At 62.7% G+C, this 17638-nt stretch carries 22 protein-coding genes; 11 read left to right on the plus strand and 11 right to left on the minus strand.

What is annotated here, in order from left to right:
- Nucleotides 1-160 precede the first annotated feature (160 nt).
- From BFP93_RS13510 to BFP93_RS13520, 3 genes are read right to left on the minus strand one after another with little or no spacing between them, the layout of a single operon-like run.
- Complete coding sequence (locus BFP93_RS13510) at nt 161-1000, minus strand: cache domain-containing protein (RefSeq protein WP_065886298.1); 840 nt, start codon at nt 998-1000, stop codon at nt 161-163.
- A 56-nt stretch (nt 1001-1056) separates the two neighbouring features.
- Nucleotides 1057-1527, minus strand: a complete 471-nt coding sequence (gene cynS, locus BFP93_RS13515) for a cyanase (RefSeq protein ID WP_065893501.1) — start codon at nt 1525-1527, stop codon at nt 1057-1059.
- Nucleotides 1528-1554: 27 nt separating this feature from the next.
- Nucleotides 1555-2196 carry a carbonic anhydrase gene (locus BFP93_RS13520; RefSeq protein WP_065886300.1) on the minus strand — a complete coding sequence of 214 codons (642 nt, stop codon included), beginning with the start codon at nt 2194-2196 and terminating at the stop codon, nt 1555-1557.
- Nucleotides 2197-2309: 113 nt separating this feature from the next.
- On the opposite strand from BFP93_RS13520, the gene cynR reads away from it, so the two are divergent.
- Complete coding sequence (gene cynR, locus BFP93_RS13525; protein ID WP_065893502.1) at nt 2310-3176, plus strand: transcriptional regulator CynR; 867 nt, start codon at nt 2310-2312, stop codon at nt 3174-3176.
- On the opposite strand, the gene BFP93_RS13530 is transcribed toward cynR, so the two are convergent.
- Entirely contained in the window at nt 3151-3924 is a 774-nt protein-coding gene (locus BFP93_RS13530; protein WP_065886302.1) for a transporter substrate-binding domain-containing protein, read from the minus strand. The two genes, cynR and BFP93_RS13530, sit on opposite strands and share 26 nt — an antisense overlap.
- Nucleotides 3925-4092: 168 nt before the next feature.
- On the opposite strand from BFP93_RS13530, the gene BFP93_RS13535 reads away from it, so the two are divergent.
- From BFP93_RS13535 to BFP93_RS13550, 4 genes are all read left to right on the plus strand, one after another.
- Complete coding sequence (locus tag BFP93_RS13535) at nt 4093-4692, plus strand: class I SAM-dependent methyltransferase (protein WP_065893503.1); 600 nt, start codon at nt 4093-4095, stop codon at nt 4690-4692.
- Between the two features lie 137 nt (nt 4693-4829).
- Nucleotides 4830-5963 (plus strand): ribonuclease D, encoded by a 1134-nt coding sequence (gene rnd, locus BFP93_RS13540; RefSeq protein ID WP_065893504.1) that lies wholly within the window; start codon nt 4830-4832, stop codon nt 5961-5963.
- Nucleotides 5960-6253 (plus strand): YcgL domain-containing protein, encoded by a 294-nt coding sequence (locus BFP93_RS13545; protein ID WP_057723020.1) that lies wholly within the window; start codon nt 5960-5962, stop codon nt 6251-6253. Before rnd ends, BFP93_RS13545 begins: the two co-directional genes overlap by 4 nt.
- 107 nt (nt 6254-6360) lie before the next feature.
- Nucleotides 6361-7293 (plus strand): D-2-hydroxyacid dehydrogenase, encoded by a 933-nt coding sequence (locus tag BFP93_RS13550; RefSeq protein ID WP_065893505.1) that lies wholly within the window; start codon nt 6361-6363, stop codon nt 7291-7293.
- Nucleotides 7294-7469: 176 nt separating this feature from the next.
- Here the strand turns inward: BFP93_RS13550 and BFP93_RS13555 are convergent, their stop codons facing one another.
- Nucleotides 7470-8054, minus strand: a complete 585-nt coding sequence (locus BFP93_RS13555) for a nitroreductase family protein (RefSeq protein ID WP_065893506.1) — start codon at nt 8052-8054, stop codon at nt 7470-7472.
- A 153-nt stretch (nt 8055-8207) separates the two neighbouring features.
- Between BFP93_RS13555 and BFP93_RS13560 the strand changes: the two genes are divergently transcribed.
- Both BFP93_RS13560 and BFP93_RS13565 read left to right on the plus strand, forming a co-directional pair.
- A complete protein-coding gene (locus BFP93_RS13560; protein WP_003172524.1) occupies nt 8208-8657 on the plus strand; it encodes a YcgN family cysteine cluster protein in 450 nt (149 codons plus the stop codon).
- Nucleotides 8658-8669: 12 nt separating this feature from the next.
- Complete coding sequence (locus tag BFP93_RS13565; protein WP_065893507.1) at nt 8670-9890, plus strand: hypothetical protein; 1221 nt, start codon at nt 8670-8672, stop codon at nt 9888-9890.
- 141 nt (nt 9891-10031) lie between these two features.
- Here the strand turns inward: BFP93_RS13565 and BFP93_RS13570 are convergent, their stop codons facing one another.
- The 4 genes from BFP93_RS13570 to BFP93_RS13585 all read right to left on the minus strand — a co-directional run bounded on the left by BFP93_RS13570 (nt 10032) and on the right by BFP93_RS13585 (nt 12226).
- Nucleotides 10032-10382 (minus strand): YgaP family membrane protein, encoded by a 351-nt coding sequence (locus BFP93_RS13570; protein WP_065893508.1) that lies wholly within the window; start codon nt 10380-10382, stop codon nt 10032-10034.
- 81 nt (nt 10383-10463) lie between these two features.
- The gene (locus BFP93_RS13575; protein ID WP_003189607.1) at nt 10464-10931 is read right to left on the minus strand and encodes an RNA methyltransferase; all 468 of its coding nucleotides are present in this window, start codon (nt 10929-10931) and stop codon (nt 10464-10466) included.
- Nucleotides 10932-11105: 174 nt separating this feature from the next.
- The gene (locus BFP93_RS13580) at nt 11106-11480 is read right to left on the minus strand and encodes a YajD family HNH nuclease (RefSeq protein WP_003210675.1); all 375 of its coding nucleotides are present in this window, start codon (nt 11478-11480) and stop codon (nt 11106-11108) included.
- 59 nt (nt 11481-11539) lie between these two features.
- Nucleotides 11540-12226, minus strand: coding sequence for a spermidine synthase (locus BFP93_RS13585; RefSeq protein ID WP_065893509.1), 687 nt, complete (start codon nt 12224-12226; stop codon nt 11540-11542).
- 78 nt (nt 12227-12304) lie between these two features.
- On the opposite strand from BFP93_RS13585, the gene BFP93_RS13590 reads away from it, so the two are divergent.
- Complete coding sequence (locus BFP93_RS13590) at nt 12305-12583, plus strand: hypothetical protein (protein WP_065893510.1); 279 nt, start codon at nt 12305-12307, stop codon at nt 12581-12583.
- A 65-nt stretch (nt 12584-12648) separates the two neighbouring features.
- On the opposite strand, the gene BFP93_RS13595 is transcribed toward BFP93_RS13590, so the two are convergent.
- Entirely contained in the window at nt 12649-14691 is a 2043-nt protein-coding gene (locus tag BFP93_RS13595) for a S9 family peptidase (protein WP_065893511.1), read from the minus strand.
- Nucleotides 14692-14715: 24 nt separating this feature from the next.
- Between BFP93_RS13595 and BFP93_RS13600 the strand changes: the two genes are divergently transcribed.
- The 3 genes from BFP93_RS13600 to BFP93_RS13610 are packed head-to-tail and all read left to right on the plus strand — an operon-like array spanning nt 14716 to nt 16603.
- On the plus strand, nt 14716-15243 hold the full coding sequence (locus BFP93_RS13600) for an MFS transporter (protein ID WP_065893512.1): 528 nt from the start codon (nt 14716-14718) through the stop codon (nt 15241-15243).
- A gap of 30 nt (nt 15244-15273) precedes the next feature.
- Nucleotides 15274-16050, plus strand: coding sequence for a class II glutamine amidotransferase (locus BFP93_RS13605; RefSeq protein ID WP_065886314.1), 777 nt, complete (start codon nt 15274-15276; stop codon nt 16048-16050).
- Nucleotides 16051-16060: 10 nt separating this feature from the next.
- Nucleotides 16061-16603 (plus strand): DUF2937 family protein, encoded by a 543-nt coding sequence (locus BFP93_RS13610; RefSeq protein WP_065886315.1) that lies wholly within the window; start codon nt 16061-16063, stop codon nt 16601-16603.
- Nucleotides 16604-16665: 62 nt separating this feature from the next.
- Here the strand turns inward: BFP93_RS13610 and BFP93_RS13615 are convergent, their stop codons facing one another.
- Nucleotides 16666-17580, minus strand: a complete 915-nt coding sequence (locus tag BFP93_RS13615; RefSeq protein WP_065893513.1) for a LysR family transcriptional regulator — start codon at nt 17578-17580, stop codon at nt 16666-16668.
- Between the last annotated feature and the right edge of the window lie 58 nt (nt 17581-17638).

The following is a 17638-nucleotide window of genomic DNA, read 5'->3' on the forward strand; positions in this document are numbered from 1 at the left end:
CGTCAGGGCGGAACCCTAAGTGGCCGTGACCGCAGAAACGGATATGTACTCGATCTGATCCAACATCCTGGTCGGCCCAGAGGCCGCCATCGGGAGCAAGCCCCCTCCCACATAAAGCCAACAGCGTACATATCCGTTAGATAGGTACTCGCCAGACGCATCAGGGACTGTAATACCCCACCGCCACCATCAAATGCCCGGCCTTGCGCACATAAGCATGCTTATTCTCAATCTTCCCGGTTACCGGGTTCTTCCAGCGGTATTTATATTCGCCCTGATCCTGTTCCCCCATCAACGCAAGGATCGGCTCCCCGACAGGCCGGCCATCCGGGTCGTTGACCTTGGCGAAATCGGTATTGATCAAACGCAGGTTGGTGCCGTGCGCCACATAGCGCCGGGTATCCAGGTCAACCACGAACACGTAGAGATCATCCTGCAGGAAACCACCCTGCAATGAGTTGATCGCCTTGAGCGTCCCCGCTTCGTCCTTCACCAGCGCGTTCACCGCCTTGTTGCGCAGCGCCCGCGCCTGCTCCGGCGTGGCCCGTGGCAGGTAATAGCCGACCGCCAGGATACGCTCGCCCACCCGCTGGTAAAACACGTGCTTGTGTTCGACCTTGCCGTCATTCCAGTTCTGCCAGCGATAATCGGCCTGCTGGATACCCTGGCCTTCGGGTGCGCTGATGGCGTGTTTGAACGAGGCTTGCAGGTCAGGCCCGAGGACTTCGGACACGTCGCGTCCGATCAAGGCCGAGGAGGGGCCGCCGCTGGCCAGCAGCACGCCTTTGGTGTCGACCACGAAGACGTAACGGTCCTGGTCGATGAATTCGCCCTGGCGGCTGAAAGCGGCCAACGCCTTGTCGCCATTGTTCTGGTAGTAAACCAGGGCCTTGTCCAGCAACGCCTTGGCCGCTTGAGCGTCGGCGTCATTGGCCGTGTCGGCGTGCACCTGGCTGCCGCACAACAGCAGCAGCCAGGCGAGTCGTAGCAGTGCGTTCATCTACCCGTCCCTCGGTCTTGTTGGAATGACAAGAGCGTAGACGGTTCGGCGAACGATCAGAAGGGTTTGGTTGGCAGATATTTACCGTCCAGGGTGATTACCGCGCGTGAACCTCCGTCCGGGTCTTCGACTTTCTTGATGTCGAGCTTGAAGTTGATCGCGCTGATGATGCCGTCGCCAAACTGCTCATGCACCAGGGCCTTGAGGGTGGAGCCGTAGACCTGCAGCATTTCGTAGAACCGGTACATCGTCGGATCGGTCGGCACGCCGCCGGGGAAGCTGCCGCGCAGGGGCACGCTTTGCAGCAGGCGGCTGGCGTCCTCGTCCAGGCCGAGTTTGGCGCACACCACGTCGGCGGCGTCCCTGGGCAGCGGATGCTGGCCGAGCAGGGCGGCGGTGACGAAGGCCAGGCTCAGGCCGGTGCCGTCGGCGAGGTCCTGCCAGGACAGGTCCTTGCGCGCCTTGAGGTCGATGACGGTGTCGGCCAGGGCCAGGCGAGGGGTTTGGGAAAAGTTCGATTGCAGCATGATGAAGTCCTCTTGGGTTGAATGGGTTCAGGCGGCGTGAGCGCGGGTGGTCGGGTGTTCGAGCAGGGACACGAAGCGTGCGCTGCGTCCGTCCAGTGCGTCGATGCCACCGGTTTCGATGTCGTATACCCAGCCGTGCAGGTTCAGCCGGCCTTGCTCCAGCGCCAGGGCGACGGACGGGTGAGTCTTGAGGTTAGCCAATTGAGCGACCACGTTTTCACGCACCAGGGCATCCAGGCGCGCCGCGTCCGAGACGTGCTGGCGGGCGGCGTTGATCACCTTGGCCGACTCGGCATGGCGCAACCAGTTGGCTACCGCAGGCAGGTGGTCCAGGCAGGTGCAGGTGGAGATGGCGGTCATTGCGCCGCAGTCGGAGTGGCCGCAGATCACGATGTCGCTTACGCCCAGTACCGCCACCGCATATTCGACCGTGGCCGATACGCCGCCCGGTTCCGGCCCGTAGGACGGCACGATATTGCCGGCGTTGCGGATGACGAACAGGTCGCCGGGTTCCTGCTGGGTCAGCAGTTCCGGGACCACACGGCTGTCGGAGCACGACACGAACAGCGTGCCGGGGTTTTGCGTGGTGGCCAGGTGTTTGAACAGGTCGCTGCGTTGGGCAAAGGCTTCGCGCTGGAATTTGCGAAAGCCGTCGATGAGGTGCTGCATGAGGGTTTCTCCTTGCGTGGCTGATGGGGCAAGGATGGAAGTTTTCGTCTATAGCGTCCAAGACCGGCTTATTATGGTTTCTATAAGCCCTGCCTATAGTTGGAGCGTCGTTGATGCTGTTGCGCCATATCCGTTATTTGCTGGCCGTTGCCGAGCACCGCAATTTCACCCGCGCGGCCCAGGCGCTGCATGTGTCGCAGCCGACCTTGTCACAACAGATCAAGCAACTTGAAGACACCCTGGGCGCGCCGCTGCTCGATCGTTCCGGGCGCAGCGTCAGCCTGACGGATGCGGGGCAGGCTTATGTACGCTTTGCCCGACTGGCCTTGCAGGACCTGGAGGCCGGCACCCGTGCGATGCATGACGTGCAGGACTTGAGCCGCGGGCATCTGCGCCTGGCGATGACCCCGACCTTTACCGCCTACCTGATCGGCCCGTTGCTGGCGCAGTTCCATGGGCTGTACCCGGGCATCACCTTGAGCGTCGAAGAGTTGACCCAGGACCGCATCGAAGCCGCGCTGGGCGAGGATTTGCTGGATATCGGCATCGGCTTTGCCGGCGAGCACGGGCCGGATATCGAGTGTGAGGCATTGTTTGCCGAGGCCTTGAGCGTGGTGGTGCGGGCGGATTCGCCCGCGGTGAATCGGTCGGCAGGGTTCGAGCAGCCGCTGGTCCTGCTCGATGCGGGGTTTGCCACGCGCCGCTATATCGATGACTACTGCCGCCGGCAGGGCGTAACACCGCGCATTGTCATGGAGGCCAACTCCATCGGCGCGATCATTGAAATCGTGCGTAACACTTCACTGGCGACCATCCTGCCCAGCGCCCTGGCCCAGGCCCAGGCCGGGTTGCACGCCGTGGCCATCGAGCCGCCGCTGCCGCACCGCACTGTAGGGCTGCTCAGCCGCAGGGGCGCCTATCGCAGCGCCGCGTGCGCGGCTTTTGTCGAGTTGATCAAGGCGCCGCCAGCCACTGACTGACAATGCCGTCATACACGCCGGTCGCCACGCTCAAGTGCAACCATTGGTCGACGTAGCTTTTCCAGGCCACATCGTCGCGCGGCAGCAGGAAGGCTTTCTGGCTGTACTGCATCTGCCGATCGGGGTTGACCGCGCACAGTCCCGGTTTTTGCTTTTGCTGGTAACGCGCTTCGCTGGCGTCGGTGATCATCACGTCGGCCTTGCCCGCCAGCAGTTCGTCGAAAATGCTTACGTTGTCGTGCAGGCGTATCTGCGCCTTGCCCAGCCGGGCGCGGGCAAACGCTTCATTGGTGCCGCCCGCCGGTTCGATCACGCGCACCTGGGGCTGGTTGATTTGCTCGACGCTCTGGTAGCGCTGCACGTCGGCGCAACGTACCAGCGGGATCTTGCCGTCGACACCGAGCGGCTGGCTGAAGAAGGCTTTTTTCTGGCGCTCCAGTGACACCGAAATCCCGCCGACGGCGATGTCGCAGCGTTGGGCCAGAAAGTCCGGCATCAGGGTCTTCCAGGTGGTCGGCACCCAGGTGACCGTCGCGTTGAGGCTCTTGGCCAGGGACTCGGCCATGGCGATATCAATGCCCTGGTAGCGGCCATCGGCACGCAGCGAGGTGTAGGGCATGTAGTCGCCGGTGGTGCACACCGTCAGCGTGCCACGCTCGATGACCTCGTCCAGGCGTGACGGGCTGGTATCGGCCAAGGCGGTGGTGGCCACGCTCGCCAGTACACACAGGGCTAGAGGAGCTTTCATGCGGTCGAGTCCTTGGGGCAGGTCGGGCGCACATTATTTCCAGCGCGGGGCAGGGTGGCAAGGTGCGGGATTGACGGCGTTGCGGCTTTCGACCTTTTTTTCACGTTGCAGTGGTTAAGCTGCCGATCAAGGTCGTTTTACTTCCGTTTTGTCCACCATGAGCCCGCGATGTCGCCACAACCTCCATCCTCCATCGAGACCGAATTCACCGAGCGCTATGACCGTGAGCATGCCAGGGTCTGTGGTGATACCGTTCCGCCTGGGCTGTTGCAGCGTCTGGCCGCGTGGCGCGATGCACGGTTGGTGCGCCATGCGTTGAAGGTCGCCGGGGAGCCCGGATTGATCCTCGACCTGGCCTGCGGCTCCGGGCGGTTCTGGCCGGTGCTGGCTGAGCACGTCAATCGGGTGATCCTGGCCTCGGACCCTTCCCAGGACATGCTCGACCACGCTCGCACCCATCACTCGGCGGCGTTGCTCAAACGCGTCAAGACATTCCCGGGCTCAGCGTTTTCCATTGGTCTGTCGGCGAATGCGGTGGATTGCATCTTCTGCCTGGAGTTGTTTCGCCATGCGCCCGATACCGAGGTGCGCCTGGCCTTGCTACGGGAATTCCACCGAGTCAGCCGCGACACGGTGATTGTGTCCGTGGACGCGCGTATCCCGGTTGAGGAAGAGTTTCGCCAGGCCGGTTTCAAAGTCTTGAATCAGCGGGAGTTCCTGCCCGGCTCCAAACTGTGGTGTGTCTACGTCCTGCGTAAGAGGGGATAGCTTCAGAGGGGATAGCTTCCGCCTGTCGGATTATTCTTCCTTTTCTGTCTGAGTTTTCGCGGTTGCCTGTGCACTGCGGATGCTCGCAAGTCCCTTTCGCGATATATACTGCGCGCCATTCTTCAAGGGAGAGCCGTGTGGCCATCGATATTCACTGGATCTGCGACAACGATAGCCTCGGCCAGCATTGCGCCCAATGGCAGCAGTTGCCATTCGTCGCCCTCGACACCGAATTCATGCGGGTCGACACCTTCTACCCCATTGCCGGGCTGATCCAGATCGGTGATGGCGTGCGCGCGTATCTGATCGATCCCCTGACCATCGACAACTGGCAACCCTTGGCCGCCTTGCTGGAAAACCCGGGCGTGATCAAGGTGGTACATGCCTGCAGCGAAGACCTGGAAGTGCTGTTGCGTCTGACCGGCAGCCTGCCGGCGCCATTGTTCGACACCCAGTTGGCTGCGGCTTACCTGAACCTCGGGTTCTCCATGGGGTACTCGCGGCTGGTGCAGGCGGTGCTCGATATCGACCTGCCCAAGGGCGAGACGCGCTCGGACTGGCTGCAGCGGCCCTTGTCCGAAACCCAGGTGAGCTATGCCGCCGAAGACGCCGTGCACCTGGCCGAAGTCTACATCCGCCTGCGTCCGCGATTGAGCGATGACAAATACGCCTGGGTACTGGAAGACGGCGCCGAACTGGTGGCCAACCTGCGCCGCGAAGTCGACCCGTACGAGGTGTACCGCGACGCCAAGCTGGCGTGGAAGCTGTCCCGCGCCCAGCTCGCCGTATTGCGTGAACTGTGCGCCTGGCGCGAGCAGCAAGCCCGCGCCCGTGACCTGCCGCGCAACCGCATCGTGCGTGAGCACTCGTTATGGCCCCTGGCCAAATCCCAGCCGGATAACCTCGCCGCCCTGGGCAAGATCGAAGACATGCACCCGCGCACCGTGCGTCAGGACGGCCAGTTCCTGCTTGACCTGATCAAGCGTGCGGGCAGCGTGCCCATGGACCAATGGCCGCCTGCCGTGCCTGAACCGCTGCCGGTCGATGCCGCCGCGCTGATCAAGCAACTGCGCGCCCTGGGCCAGACGTTCGCCGAGCGCCTGGACATGGCGCCGGAACTGATGCTGCGCAAGAAAACCCTCGAAGCCCTGGTTAAAAGTGGCTATCCCGATGGGCCTTACCAATTACCCGATTCGCTGCGTGGCTGGCGTCGCGAATTGATGGGCCAGGCGCTGCTCGACAGCCTGGCCAATGCCGGAGAACAGCCTTGAAACGTATTTGCTCGATTTATCGCAGCCTGAAAAAAGACGGCATGTACCTTTATGTGCTCAAGAGCGACGCCCTGGAGCGGGTGCCGGAGCCGTTGATGGTCGCCTTCGGCAAGCCGCATCACGCCTTCGACATGGTGCTGACACCCGAGCGCAAACTGTCGCGCGAGGACATCGCCGTGGTGCTGGAAAACCTCGACAAGCAGGGCTATCACCTGCAAATGCCGCCCGCCGAGGACGAGTACATCGAGCACCTGCCTGAAGAGCTGCTGCGCCGCAACGACCCGATGTGATCGATCAGCGCCCGTCTCAGGGCGCAGGCTTGAATGGAATTGTATTAGAGGACGGTGGCCGTAAGGATGCGGGCGGCCGTCAGCACTGTTTTTGAAAGGTTTGAACCATGCGTGTTCTGATTGCTGAACAGGATCACCCGCTCTACGCCCGATTGCTTCGCGAAACCGCGCCTGACCTTGAGGTACTGACCAGCGGCGACTCGGCCGAACTCTCGCGCCTGGCCGCCGATTCCCCGGTATGGCTGGGCCAGCCGGACCTGCTGGCGACGCTGTTGCGCCAGGGCCATCATCCGCAATGGTTGCAGTCGACCTGGGCTGGCATTACGCCCCTGTTGGCCGAAGGCCTGCCGCGTGATTATCGCCTGACCCGCGCGGTCGGCATCTTTGGCCAGGTCATGGCCGAATTCGTCCTGACCTACATGCTCGGCCACGAGCGTGAAGTGCTGGCGCGGCTGGTCAGCCAGGTCGAGCGCAAGTGGGACAGCCGCCAGGGCCAGAGCCTGGCCGGGCGCAAGGTGCTGGTGGTCGGCACCGGCGACATTGGCCAGCGTGTGGCGCAGTTCCTGCTGCCATTTGGCGTCAAGCTGTATGGCATCGCCAGCCAGGCCCGCGAGCAGGCGCCGTTTATCGAAGTCGCCGGGCTCGATCAATTGGGCCGGCTGGTGGGAGAGGTGGATTATGTGATCAACCTGCTGCCCAACACCCCTGACACCCATGACCTGTACGACGCCGCACTGTTCAAGCAATTCAAGCCGACCGCCTTGTTCATCAACGTCGGACGTGGCGTGGCGGTGGTGGATGCCGATCTGGTCGAAGCCCTCAAGGAGGGACACCTGGCCGGAGCGGTGATCGACGTCTGTCGCCAGGAGCCGCTGCCGCAACGCCACCCGTTCTGGACGGCGTGGGGCTTGTTATTGACCGGGCACAGTTCGGCCCCGACCTCGCCGGCAATGATGGTGGAGTTGTTTGTGCAGAACGTGCGTGCGTACCAGGCTAAACAAGCCCTGCGCGGGGAAGTGGATTTCGAGCGCGGCTACTGATACGACACGGTAAAAAAATGTGGGAGGGGCAAGCCCTAATGCCAGCCTGTAGGAGCGAGCTTGCTCGCGAAAAACTCATAGGCACCGCGTTCATGCAGAAAGCACGCGTTATCGTTGACGTTTTTCGCGAGCAAGCTCGCTCCTACAAACTGGCATTCATGGGTTCTGCGCATAACTCAGAGGTTGAAGTCACCTTCCGAAACCAGCTCGCTCAGCGGCTTGCGCGGGCTTGGCGCTTCGCGGCCTTGCAGGTACTCGGGCAGGCTCGACTTGTCGCCCAGCTTGCCCACCGCCACGGCGGCGTGCAGCGCATAGCCTGCGGGGATCTTCAGCGCCTTGCGGGTCAGGTCCTGATCGAAGCCGGCCATGCCATGGGTGTGCCAGCCGGCGAGGCTGGCTTGCAAGGCCAGGTGAGCCCAGGCGGCGCCGGTGTCGAAGGTGTGCCACAGGGCCGGGGTTTCTTCCGTGGCGCCGGGGGCGATGAAGTCGGTCTTCGAGGCGATGATCACCAGTGCCGACGCATGCTGCGCCCAGCCCCGGTTGAACTCATTGAGCAAACCCAGGAAGCGCTCCCAGTCCGGCGTGTCGCGGCGGGCGTAGAGAAAGCGCCAGGGCTGCGAGTTGTAGGCCGAAGGTGCCCAGCGCGCCGCCTCGAAGAAGCTCAGCAGGGTTTCCTGGGAAATGCTCTCGCCGGTGAAGGCGCGAGGCGACCAGCGTTCGGTGAACTGGGTGTGGATCGGATAGTCGGCAACACGGGTCATGAGCAGTTCCTGATCGTCAATTCGGCGCTCAAAACTACTGCGCAACTCCTAGACTGACAAGCGTTGTTACACCGCCAGTCGCAAGCGCTTGGCCCCAAGGGGCTTGGGCACTAGACTGGCGGCCTTTGAACCTTCCGATACTGATGCAGAGCCATGGCCGCCAAAGTCGAACCTTTCTGGATACGCAAAACCCTCGAACACCTCGACCAGGAGGAATGGGAATCGCTGTGCGACGGCTGTGGCCTGTGCTGCCTGCAAAAGCTCGAGGATGAAGACGACAACAGCGTCTATTACACGCGCATCGCCTGCAAACTGCTGGACCTGAAAACCTGCCAGTGCACCGACTATCCCAATCGTCGGGCGTCGGTGCCGGACTGCATCCAGCTCACGCCCGGGCAGGCCGACCAGTTCAAGTGGCTGCCGCCCACCTGCGGTTATCGCCTGGTCAGCGAGCGCAAGGATTTGCCATTGTGGCACCACCTGGTCTGCGGCGACCGCGACGCCGTGCACCACGAACGCATTTCCCAGTCCGGGCGCATGCTCAGCGAAGGCAGCGTGCCAGAGGACGACTGGGAGGATTACCTGATCTTCCGCGCGGGTTAACCAGGAGTGCGTATGAAGGTGGGATTCAAGCTGGCGGCATCGGCGCTGTTGCTGGCGCTGAGCACGTCGGCGTGGTGCGCCAGGAAAGTCGACCTGGATTACCACGTCAAACTTCTGCCCCAGAGCGATCAGGCCGAGGTGCGCGTGAGCCTGTCCCAGGGCTCTGCGGTGCGCAGCCTGGATTTCGACCTTGGCCGCGACGGCGACTACAGCGATTTCAAGGCCGATGGGCAATGGAAGGTCGATGGTCGTCGGGGTCACTGGCAACCCAGCGCCGACAAGGCCAGCCTGACCTACCGCGTACGTCTGGGCCACGCGCACAAACCCGGCACCTACGAAGCGCGCATGACGCCGGCCTGGGCGCTGTTTCGCGGCGACGACCTGGTGCCCACCGCACGGCTGGACCAGCAGGAGGGTGTCGAGCTGGTCGCGCGCCTGATCTTCGACCTGCCGCCGGGTTGGAACAGCATCGAGACCGCCTGGCCGCGTATCGGCAAGAACAAGTTCCGCATCGACAACGTGTCCCGCCTGTTCGACCGCCCCACCGGCTGGATGCTCGCCGGTAGCCTGGGCAGCCGGCGCATGCGCCTGGGGCAGACCGACGTCACCGTGACGTCGCCCAAGAGGCAGGGCATGCGGCGTATGGATGTGCTGACGCTGCTGACCTTCGTGTGGCCGCAAGTGGAAGCCGCGTTCCCGCGCCACCCGGCCAAAATTTTGGTGGTGGGCGCCAGCGACCCGATGCGCCGTGGCGCCTTTTCGGCGCGTGACTCGGTCTACCTCAACAGCCGCACGCCGCTGATCAGTGAAGACGGCAGCAGCCCGTTGATCCGCGAAGTGGTGCAGGCCATCGCCCGATTCAATGACCACGACAGCAGTGACTGGATCAGCGAAGGCCTGGCCGGGTACTACGCCATTGAACTGGTGCGTCGCGCCGGGGGAATCACCGATGAGCGGTATCAGGCGATACAGACGCGCCTGACGAAGGAGGGCAAGGCTGTGACCAGCCTGCGTGGCGAACACGTCAGCGGCGCAACAGTGTCACGGGCGGTGGTGGTGTTGCAGGAACTGGATCGCGAGATCCGCGTGAAAACCCATAACAAGCGCTCGCTGGATGACCTGGCGCAAGCGGTGATGCGCGCGGGCAGTGTGACCACGAAAGACTTTGTGCGACTGGCCGAGAATATCAATGGCGAGTCGTCGGTGGTGCTCGATAGCAAACTGCTGCACTGATCTCTGTAGGAGCGAGCTTGCTCGCGAAAAACTCACAGGCACCGCGATCATTCAGAAAGCACGCGTTATCGTTGACGTTTTTCGCGAGCAAGCTCGCTCCTACAAAAAGCCTTGACTGACTGGCATTAGGGCTCGCTGAACTCAGCCCGTGGTTTTCACCGCTTTTTCAGCCGCCACTTCAGCCTTGGTCTTCAAGTTCTTCAACTCCGCGCCCGCTCGCTCGATCTTGGTACGTACGCTGTTCATTTCCTGGCGGCCTTGCTCCAGCTTGTCCTTGAGCGAGCTGTGGCCGGTGAAACCGCGTGCCAGCGCCACGCCGCCAATCGCCACCTGGATCAGCCCGAAGAGCCCGCCACGGCGCAGGCCTTTGCCGACCATCATCACGCCACCGGCTACCGAGCCGATGCGTTCCCAGCCGTGCACATTCTGGGGGCGCTGCTCGTCCGGCTGCAGGTGTTCAATCACAGGTCGCAGGGTTTTGCTGTCGCTCATGATCCGTCTCCAACAAAGATAAGTGTCATTAGCTGACTGTTGGCGATGGCCGGATGTTCCCGCTATTTGCGTCCCCGGCTTTCAGTATTTGGGGCCCGAGCGGGTGTTATTGCCCTTGGCCAGGCGGTCGTAGAGCACCACATTGACGGTGGCGGCGAGGTTCATGCAGCCGGTGGTCGGGATGTAGACCACGTCCTCGCACCAGTCGCGAATCTCTTTGTCCAGCGAGCCGTCTTCGGGGCCGAAGATGTACAGCGCGCGGTCGGGGTGGGTGTATTCGGGCAGGGGGCGGGCGCCTTCCACCAGTTCCACGGCGACGGGGATGCAGCCCAGGGGCAGGATCTTTTTCAGGTCATCGATGCCGATCAGCGGAATGTCGTGATGCACCTTCTTGGTATCGGTGATGAAATCCCGCGCGCGCTCGTAACGCACGCCGGTATAGAACACCGAAGCCACGCCGTAGCAGCCGGCGGCGCGCATCACCGAGCCGACATTTTCCGGGGATTTGGGGTTATACAGACCGATGCAGCTGTAGCGTTTATTGCCCACGGGGAAGGGTGCCTTGCAGGAAAAACCGCGATTATACGGTCTTGGGCAGTGTGGTGCTTGGGCGATCGCTATCGGCGGCAAGTCGAATCGTCGCACCGCCCTCCCACAGGGGAATGCATTCCAAATGTGGGAGGGGGCTTGCCCCCGATGAGGCCGGTACAGCCAACGATGATCTCAGTCGTCTTTCTTCATCAACCCCGCCAACGCCGCAAACGGGTTGTGTGTCGCCTTGGCAATCGTCGGGCTGCTGGTGGAGCCTTCGCCGAAGTACTGCTGGTCGGTGTAGCGCGAGTGCTCGTTGTCATGGCAGTACAGGCACAGCAGTTCCCAGTTGGAGCCGTCCTGGGGATTGTCGTCATGATTGTGGTTGCGGTGGTGCACGGTCAGTTCGCTCAGGCGCTTGCCGGCGAATTCACGGGCGCAGCGGCCGCACACGTGGGGGTACATTTTCAGGGCTTTGTCGCGGTAGCCCATTTCCCGGTCGCGCTGGGCATCGGCAAGGATGCGGTCCAGCTTGGCGGTGTGGGAGGGCGGGTTGGTCGAGCTCATCATGGCTCCTGGCTATTGGGTGGTCACGGACAGGTTGATTCTAGCTAATCACAGCGCAATTAGCCCTTGAGCTTTTCCGCAATCCAGATGGTGTGCCGCGTGCCTTTGTTGCCATGGGCGAATACCTGCACTTCTTCGGCCTTGAAACCGGCCTTGCGCAGTTTGTCGCTGAACAGTTTGTCGGCGCTGGCCGACCACACGGCAAGCACGCCCTTGGGGCGCAGGGCCTTGGCGCAGGCGGCCAGGCCACCGGCGGAATACAGCCAGCTGTTGGCTTTTTGCGTGAGGCCTTCAGGGCCGTTATCGACGTCAAGCATGATCGCATCAAACCCCTGGGGCTCAGCCTGCAGCACCTTGGCCACGTCTTCCATGCGCACCACCGTGCGCGGGTCGAGCAAAGGGCGGCCGGACTTTTCGCCGAGCGGCCCACGGTTCCACTCCACCACGCCCGGCACCAATTCGGCCACCACCACTTCGGCGCTCTTGCCCAGGTGCTTGAGCGCCGAAGCCAGGGTAAACCCCATGCCCAGGCCACCAATCAGCACCCGTGAACCCGGGCGACCGGCGACCTTGCGGCACGGAATTTCCGCCAGGGCATCTTCGGAACCGTGCATGCGCGTGTTCATCAACTGGCCGCCGTCACCGCCCTGGATCTTGATGACGAAGTCCTCACCGTATTCGAACAGGCACAAGGCACCGCCGTTGTCGGGGATCGGAGTGGTGTCCAGCAGAACGAAACGTTTCATGGAAATCTCATTGGGAAGGGCATTCTTGCGCGGTTGGGAGTAGCCTTGTGACATTCCGGTCAGGCCATGGAGCCATCGATGAAGTGCAGCATTCTAACGGTCATTGTGCTTGGCGCGCTCACATTGGGTGCGGCGCAGGCGCAGGAGTTGCAAACCGTACCGGTCGCACCCGCGCCAACCCCCGGCGCGCCGGGCACGCCAACGCCCACGTTGTACCCGCAGGTCACGCCGCCCGCTGTGCCGAAGACCAACGGCTCGCCGCCCCTGGCGCCGATCGTGCTGCCGGCGCCGCCCAAGGACCAGACGGTCCCGGGGCTGCAGCAGAACGACAGCAAGCCGAAGACGCCCGGCGGTTAAAGCTGTTGCGAGGGCGTCCTGTGTTCAGACAGGGCCGCCCGACTAAGCTCTTCAATCATACGTTCCTAAATCAGCTCGAGCGCCTTGAACACGAAGGCATATTCGAGCGCCACGTCACGTAATCCCTGGTAACGACCGCTCATGCCGCCGTGACCGGCGCCCAGCTCGGTCTTGAGCAGCAGCAGGTTGTCGTCCGTCTTCGTGTCGCGCAGTTTGGCCACCCACTTGGCCGCTTCCCAGTACTGCACGCGACTGTCGTTGTAACCGGCAATCACCAGCATGTGCGGGTAGGCCTGGGCACGCACGTTTTCGTACGGCGCATAGGCCTTGATGCGCGCATACACCTCGGGCTCCTGCGGGTTGCCCCATTCGTCGTACTCGGTGACGGTCAGCGGCAGTTCCGGGTCGAGCATGGTGTTGAGCACATCGACAAACGGCACTTCGGCGATCGCCGCCTGGAACAGCTCCGGGCGTTGGTTGAGTACGGCACCGATCAACAGGCCGCCGGCACTGCCGCCGCTGATCGCCAACTGGTTGGCGGTGGTCAGGCCCTGGGCGATGAGGTGATCGGCGCAGGCGATGAAATCGCTGAAGGTGTTCTGCTTGTGTTCCTGCTTGCCGTTGCGGTACCAGGCTTCACCCAGCTCGCCACCGCCGCGCACGTGCGCGATGGCAAACGCCACGCCTCGGTCCAGCAGGCTCAGGCGTGCATGGGAGAACCATGGGTCCAGGCTCGAGCCATAGGCGCCGTAGCCATACAGGTACAGCGGCGTCGGCTGGCCGAGCTGGTCACGCTTGACCACCAGGCTGATCGGCACCTGGGTGCCGTCGGCGGACGTGGCCCACAGACGCTGGCTGACATAATCGTCGGCGTTGAACACACCGAGTACCGGGGTTTCCTTGAGCACCTGCTGTGCCCCGCTGGCCAGTTCCAACTGACGCACCTGAGCCGGACGGTTCAGTGCTTCATAGCGCAGGCGAATCCTGTCGCTGGCAAATTCCAGGCTGTTCTGTACGTAGAGGCTGTAAGCCGCGTCAGGCAGTTCCACGCGATAGGGCGGCACGCCCTCGGGATGCACTTCGATCACCGGAAGGCCGCCGATGCGCAGGCTCAGGGTCATGGCGCTGGCGTTGAGGCTGACGCCGTCGAGCATCACCTCGTCGCTGTGGGGGATCAGGTTCTGCCAGTCGGCTTCGGTCGGGGGCGTGCCGCTGTCAGGCGCGACGAACAGCGCGTAGTTGATACCGTCGCGGTTGCTGCGGATAAACCAGGTCCACTGGCCGTTCAACTGGCCGTGGTCGACATCGTATTCGTGATCTTCCACCCGCGGCGCCAGGCAGGTGAAGTCCAGGTGCGGCTGGTCGGCGTCGAGGGCCCAGATCTCGCTGGTGGTCTTGCTGCCCAGGGCCAGCAGCAACTGGCGCTCGGAGCTGGAGCGGTAGCAATGCAGGAAGAAGCGTCCGTCGGGTTCGTGGAACACTTCCTGCGCCGCCGTGCCGTCCAGGCGGTAGCGGTAAAGCTTGTGCGGACGATGAGTGTCGTCCAGTTCGCCGAAAAACAGCGTGATGCTGTCGTTGGCCCAGGTCATGCTGCCGTCGCAGTTGTCGAATGCCAGCTCACTGACCTTGTCGGTCGCCAATTCCTTCACGTACAGGGTGTAGATCTCTTCACCCGTGGTGTCGAGGCTGTAGGCCAGGCGCTGATGGTCGGGGCTGATGCTGAACGCGCCGAGGGAGAAAAAGCCGCCATTGGCCAGCACGTTCGGGTCCAGCAGCAATTCTTCGCTGCGCTCATCCACCTGGTTGCTGTCATCGGCCGGGCGCCGGCAGCGGTAGTGACGCGCGTATTCGTCACCGGCGGTGGTGCGCGTGTAGTACAGGTACGGGCCCCAGGGGGAGGGCAGGGACAAGTCGGTTTCCAGGATACGGCCCTTGATCTCCTCGAACAGCGTCTCGCGCAGTGCCTGCTGATCGGCCAGTTGGGTTTCCTGCCAGGCGTTTTCCGCTTTGAGGTAATCGAGGACTTCAGTGCTGTCACGTTCCTGCAGCCAGGCGTACGGGTCTGGGCCTGGGGCTTTGCGGGCAATCGGTGCGGTCGAAATAGGCATGGATAATTCTCTATCGGGCGGACGGTGGCCGGCATTGCAGCCGCGACACGCAAAAGCCGTTATCATAGCCGCCTCTTTGCCAGCCTTGCCATGGACACCATGACCGAGAACGACTATCTGACCGCTTGGGGCCTCTACGCCTTCGCCGCTTTGGGCTGCCTGTTGGTGTGGTGGCGCATGACCCGCTGGATCTGGCGCTGGCTGCGTGAGCCGCTGCAGTTACTGATGGCGGTGCTGTTGCTCAGCCCCACCATTGTCGACCCGATCAAGACCCAGTTCGCGCCCGCCGTGGCGATCACTGCCCTGGACCTGCTGCTCAAGGTCGGCAATAACGCCTGGCGCGCCATCTCCGACCTGTTCATGTACACCATGATCGTGTTTGCGCTGTACATCGTGTTCGTGCTGATCCGCTGGCCCATCGAGCGCGCCGCCAACGCCCGCCGTGAGCGCAAGGCCGCCACGGATGCCGCGCTGGCCGCGGAGCCTGAGGAAGACGAACCGTTCCGTCGCCCGGCCCCCGCCTCCGGCATGCGGGTCGAACCGCGCCTTTAACGTTGTCCGCCCTGCAGCGAGAGCCCTGGCATGTGTGAATTATTGGGCATGAGTGCCAACGTCCCCACCGATATCGTGTTCAGCTTCACCGGGCTGATGCAGCGGGGCGGGCGAACCGGCCCCCACCGCGACGGTTGGGGCATCGCCTTCTACGAAGGCCGTGGCCTGCGGCTGTTCCAGGACCCGGCCGCGAGCAGCGAGTCGGAAGTCGCCCTGCTGGTGCAGCGCTATCCCATCAAGAGCGAAGTGGTGATCGGCCATATCCGCCAGGCCAATGTGGGCAAGGTGAGCCTGGCCAATACCCACCCGTTCGTGCGCGAACTGTGGGGGCGCAACTGGTGTTTTGCGCACAATGGCCAACTGGCCGACTTCAGCCCCCGCGCCACCTTCTACCGGCCGGTGGGCGACACCGACAGTGAAGCGGCGTTCTGCGACTTGCTCAACCGCGTGCGCGAAGCCTTCCCGGAACCGGTGGACATTGAGCAGATGCTGCCGGACCTGATCGCCGCCTGCGCCGAATACCGCAGCAAAGGCGTGTTCAACTGCCTGCTCAGCGATGGCGACTGGCTGTTTTGCTATTGCTCGACCAAACTGGCGCAGATTACCCGGCGCGCGCCATTTGGCCCGGCCCGCTTGAAAGATGTCGACGTGATCGTCGATTTTCAGGCCGAAACCACCCCCAATGACGTGGTAACGGTCATCGCCACCGAACCGCTGACCGACAACGAAAACTGGACCCGCTACGAACCGGGCCAATGGAGCCTGTGGCGACGCGGAGAATGCGTCAGCCAGGGCGTTACCGAATAAGGAATCGACCATGTTGCTCAGCTATCTGCGGTTGGTGCTGTTTGCCATAGGCTTGTTGGTCGGCGTGCAAGTGCCGGGGTTCATCAACGATTACGCCAAGCGCGTCGAAGCCCACCTGATCGAGGCCCAGACGGGCCTGCGCGGGTTCGAGTCCACCGCGCAGCAGTTCTTCAACGGTGACATGCAAGCCCTGGTGGCGCATTACCGTGCCAGCGATGACCCGGTCTTCCAGAGCGACGCCAGCAGCCTGGGCGCGATGCTTGACCGTCAACTGGCGTTGGACAAGCAATTCCAGGCCATGCAGGGGCCTTGGTACATCCGCGCCCTCCAGGTGGCGGTGGCGGCTGATCCGGATATTCGCCTGGAAACCTGGAATGGCTACAGCTACCAGATCCTGCTGACGCCCGAGGCCATGGGCTGGGGCCTGGGCGGGGCGATGCTGCTGTCGTTCGGTATCGAATGCCTGTATCGCCTGATCGACTGGGTGGTGCTGGGCGGCCGGCGCCTGCGCCAGAGCCGGCCGATTGAAGAGCGGGATTTGAAAGGGCTCTAAGTCTTGACAATAATCCAGTGTGGGAGGGGGCAAGCCCCCTCCCACATTTGGACCCGGTTCAGTCAGTTGCTCAGTACCATCCGCTCTTTACCGACTTCCTCGGCATAGCGGGCGACGACCTTCTGGCACAACCCCACAATCTCCTCCACCAACTCCACCCCCACGCGCCACGACACTACCACCTGCAGGTTCGGCAGTTGCTGCGCCATCGCCAGCATCACCAGCTCGCCCCGTGCCAGCTCTTCGCTGACCAGCACCGGCGGCAGCGCGCCAATGCCAAAACCATCGCGCAGTAGCCGGGTGATGGCTGATACCGAGTTGACGCAGTTCATGCGCGGTGCGGCGACGCCGTTGGCTTGCATCAAACTCAATACATCCTGATGGGGGCAGGAGTTTTTCGAGTAGGTGATGATGCGTTCCTGGGCCAGTTCGGCGAGGGAGGCGTAATCGCGGTTATAGATCGACTGGCTGGCGACAATCCAGGCCATGGGGTGACTGCCCAGTTCCAGGCTGCGCACGCTCTCCAGGCGCAGCAGGTCGGTTTGCAGGATCAGGTCCAGGAAGCCTTTTTGCAGCTGATCGCTGAGGTTCAGCGCAGTATCGGCGACCAATTCGATTTCAACCCGCGGGAACAGGTTCATCAGTTCAGCGACCAACGGGCTGAGCCAGGTATGGATCACGGTGTCCATTGCGCCGATCCGAATGCGTCCGACCTTGCTGCTGGTGGTTTCCAGGGACTGCTTCAAGCCCTGCAGGGTCACCATCATCTGCTCGGCATAATCGAGCACCTTCAAGCCTTCCGGGGTCAAGCTCACACCGCGCGAATCGCGCAGGAACAGCTTTACCCCCAACTCGCTCTCCAGCACCGCAATGCGGCTGGAGATCGACGCCTGGGTGGTGAACAGCTTTTCGGCGGTCAGGCGGAAACTCTTGAGCTTGGCCACCCAGACGAAGGTTTCGAGGAACTTCAAATTCATGGGATCAACTTTTTCTTATGCATGGATCGGTTTTTATTAGTTGGACGCCGCGGCGTGC

The sequence above is a fragment of the Pseudomonas sp. 44 R 15 genome (assembly GCF_900004965.1).
Lineage (GTDB): Bacteria > Pseudomonadota > Gammaproteobacteria > Pseudomonadales > Pseudomonadaceae > Aquipseudomonas > Aquipseudomonas orientalis_A.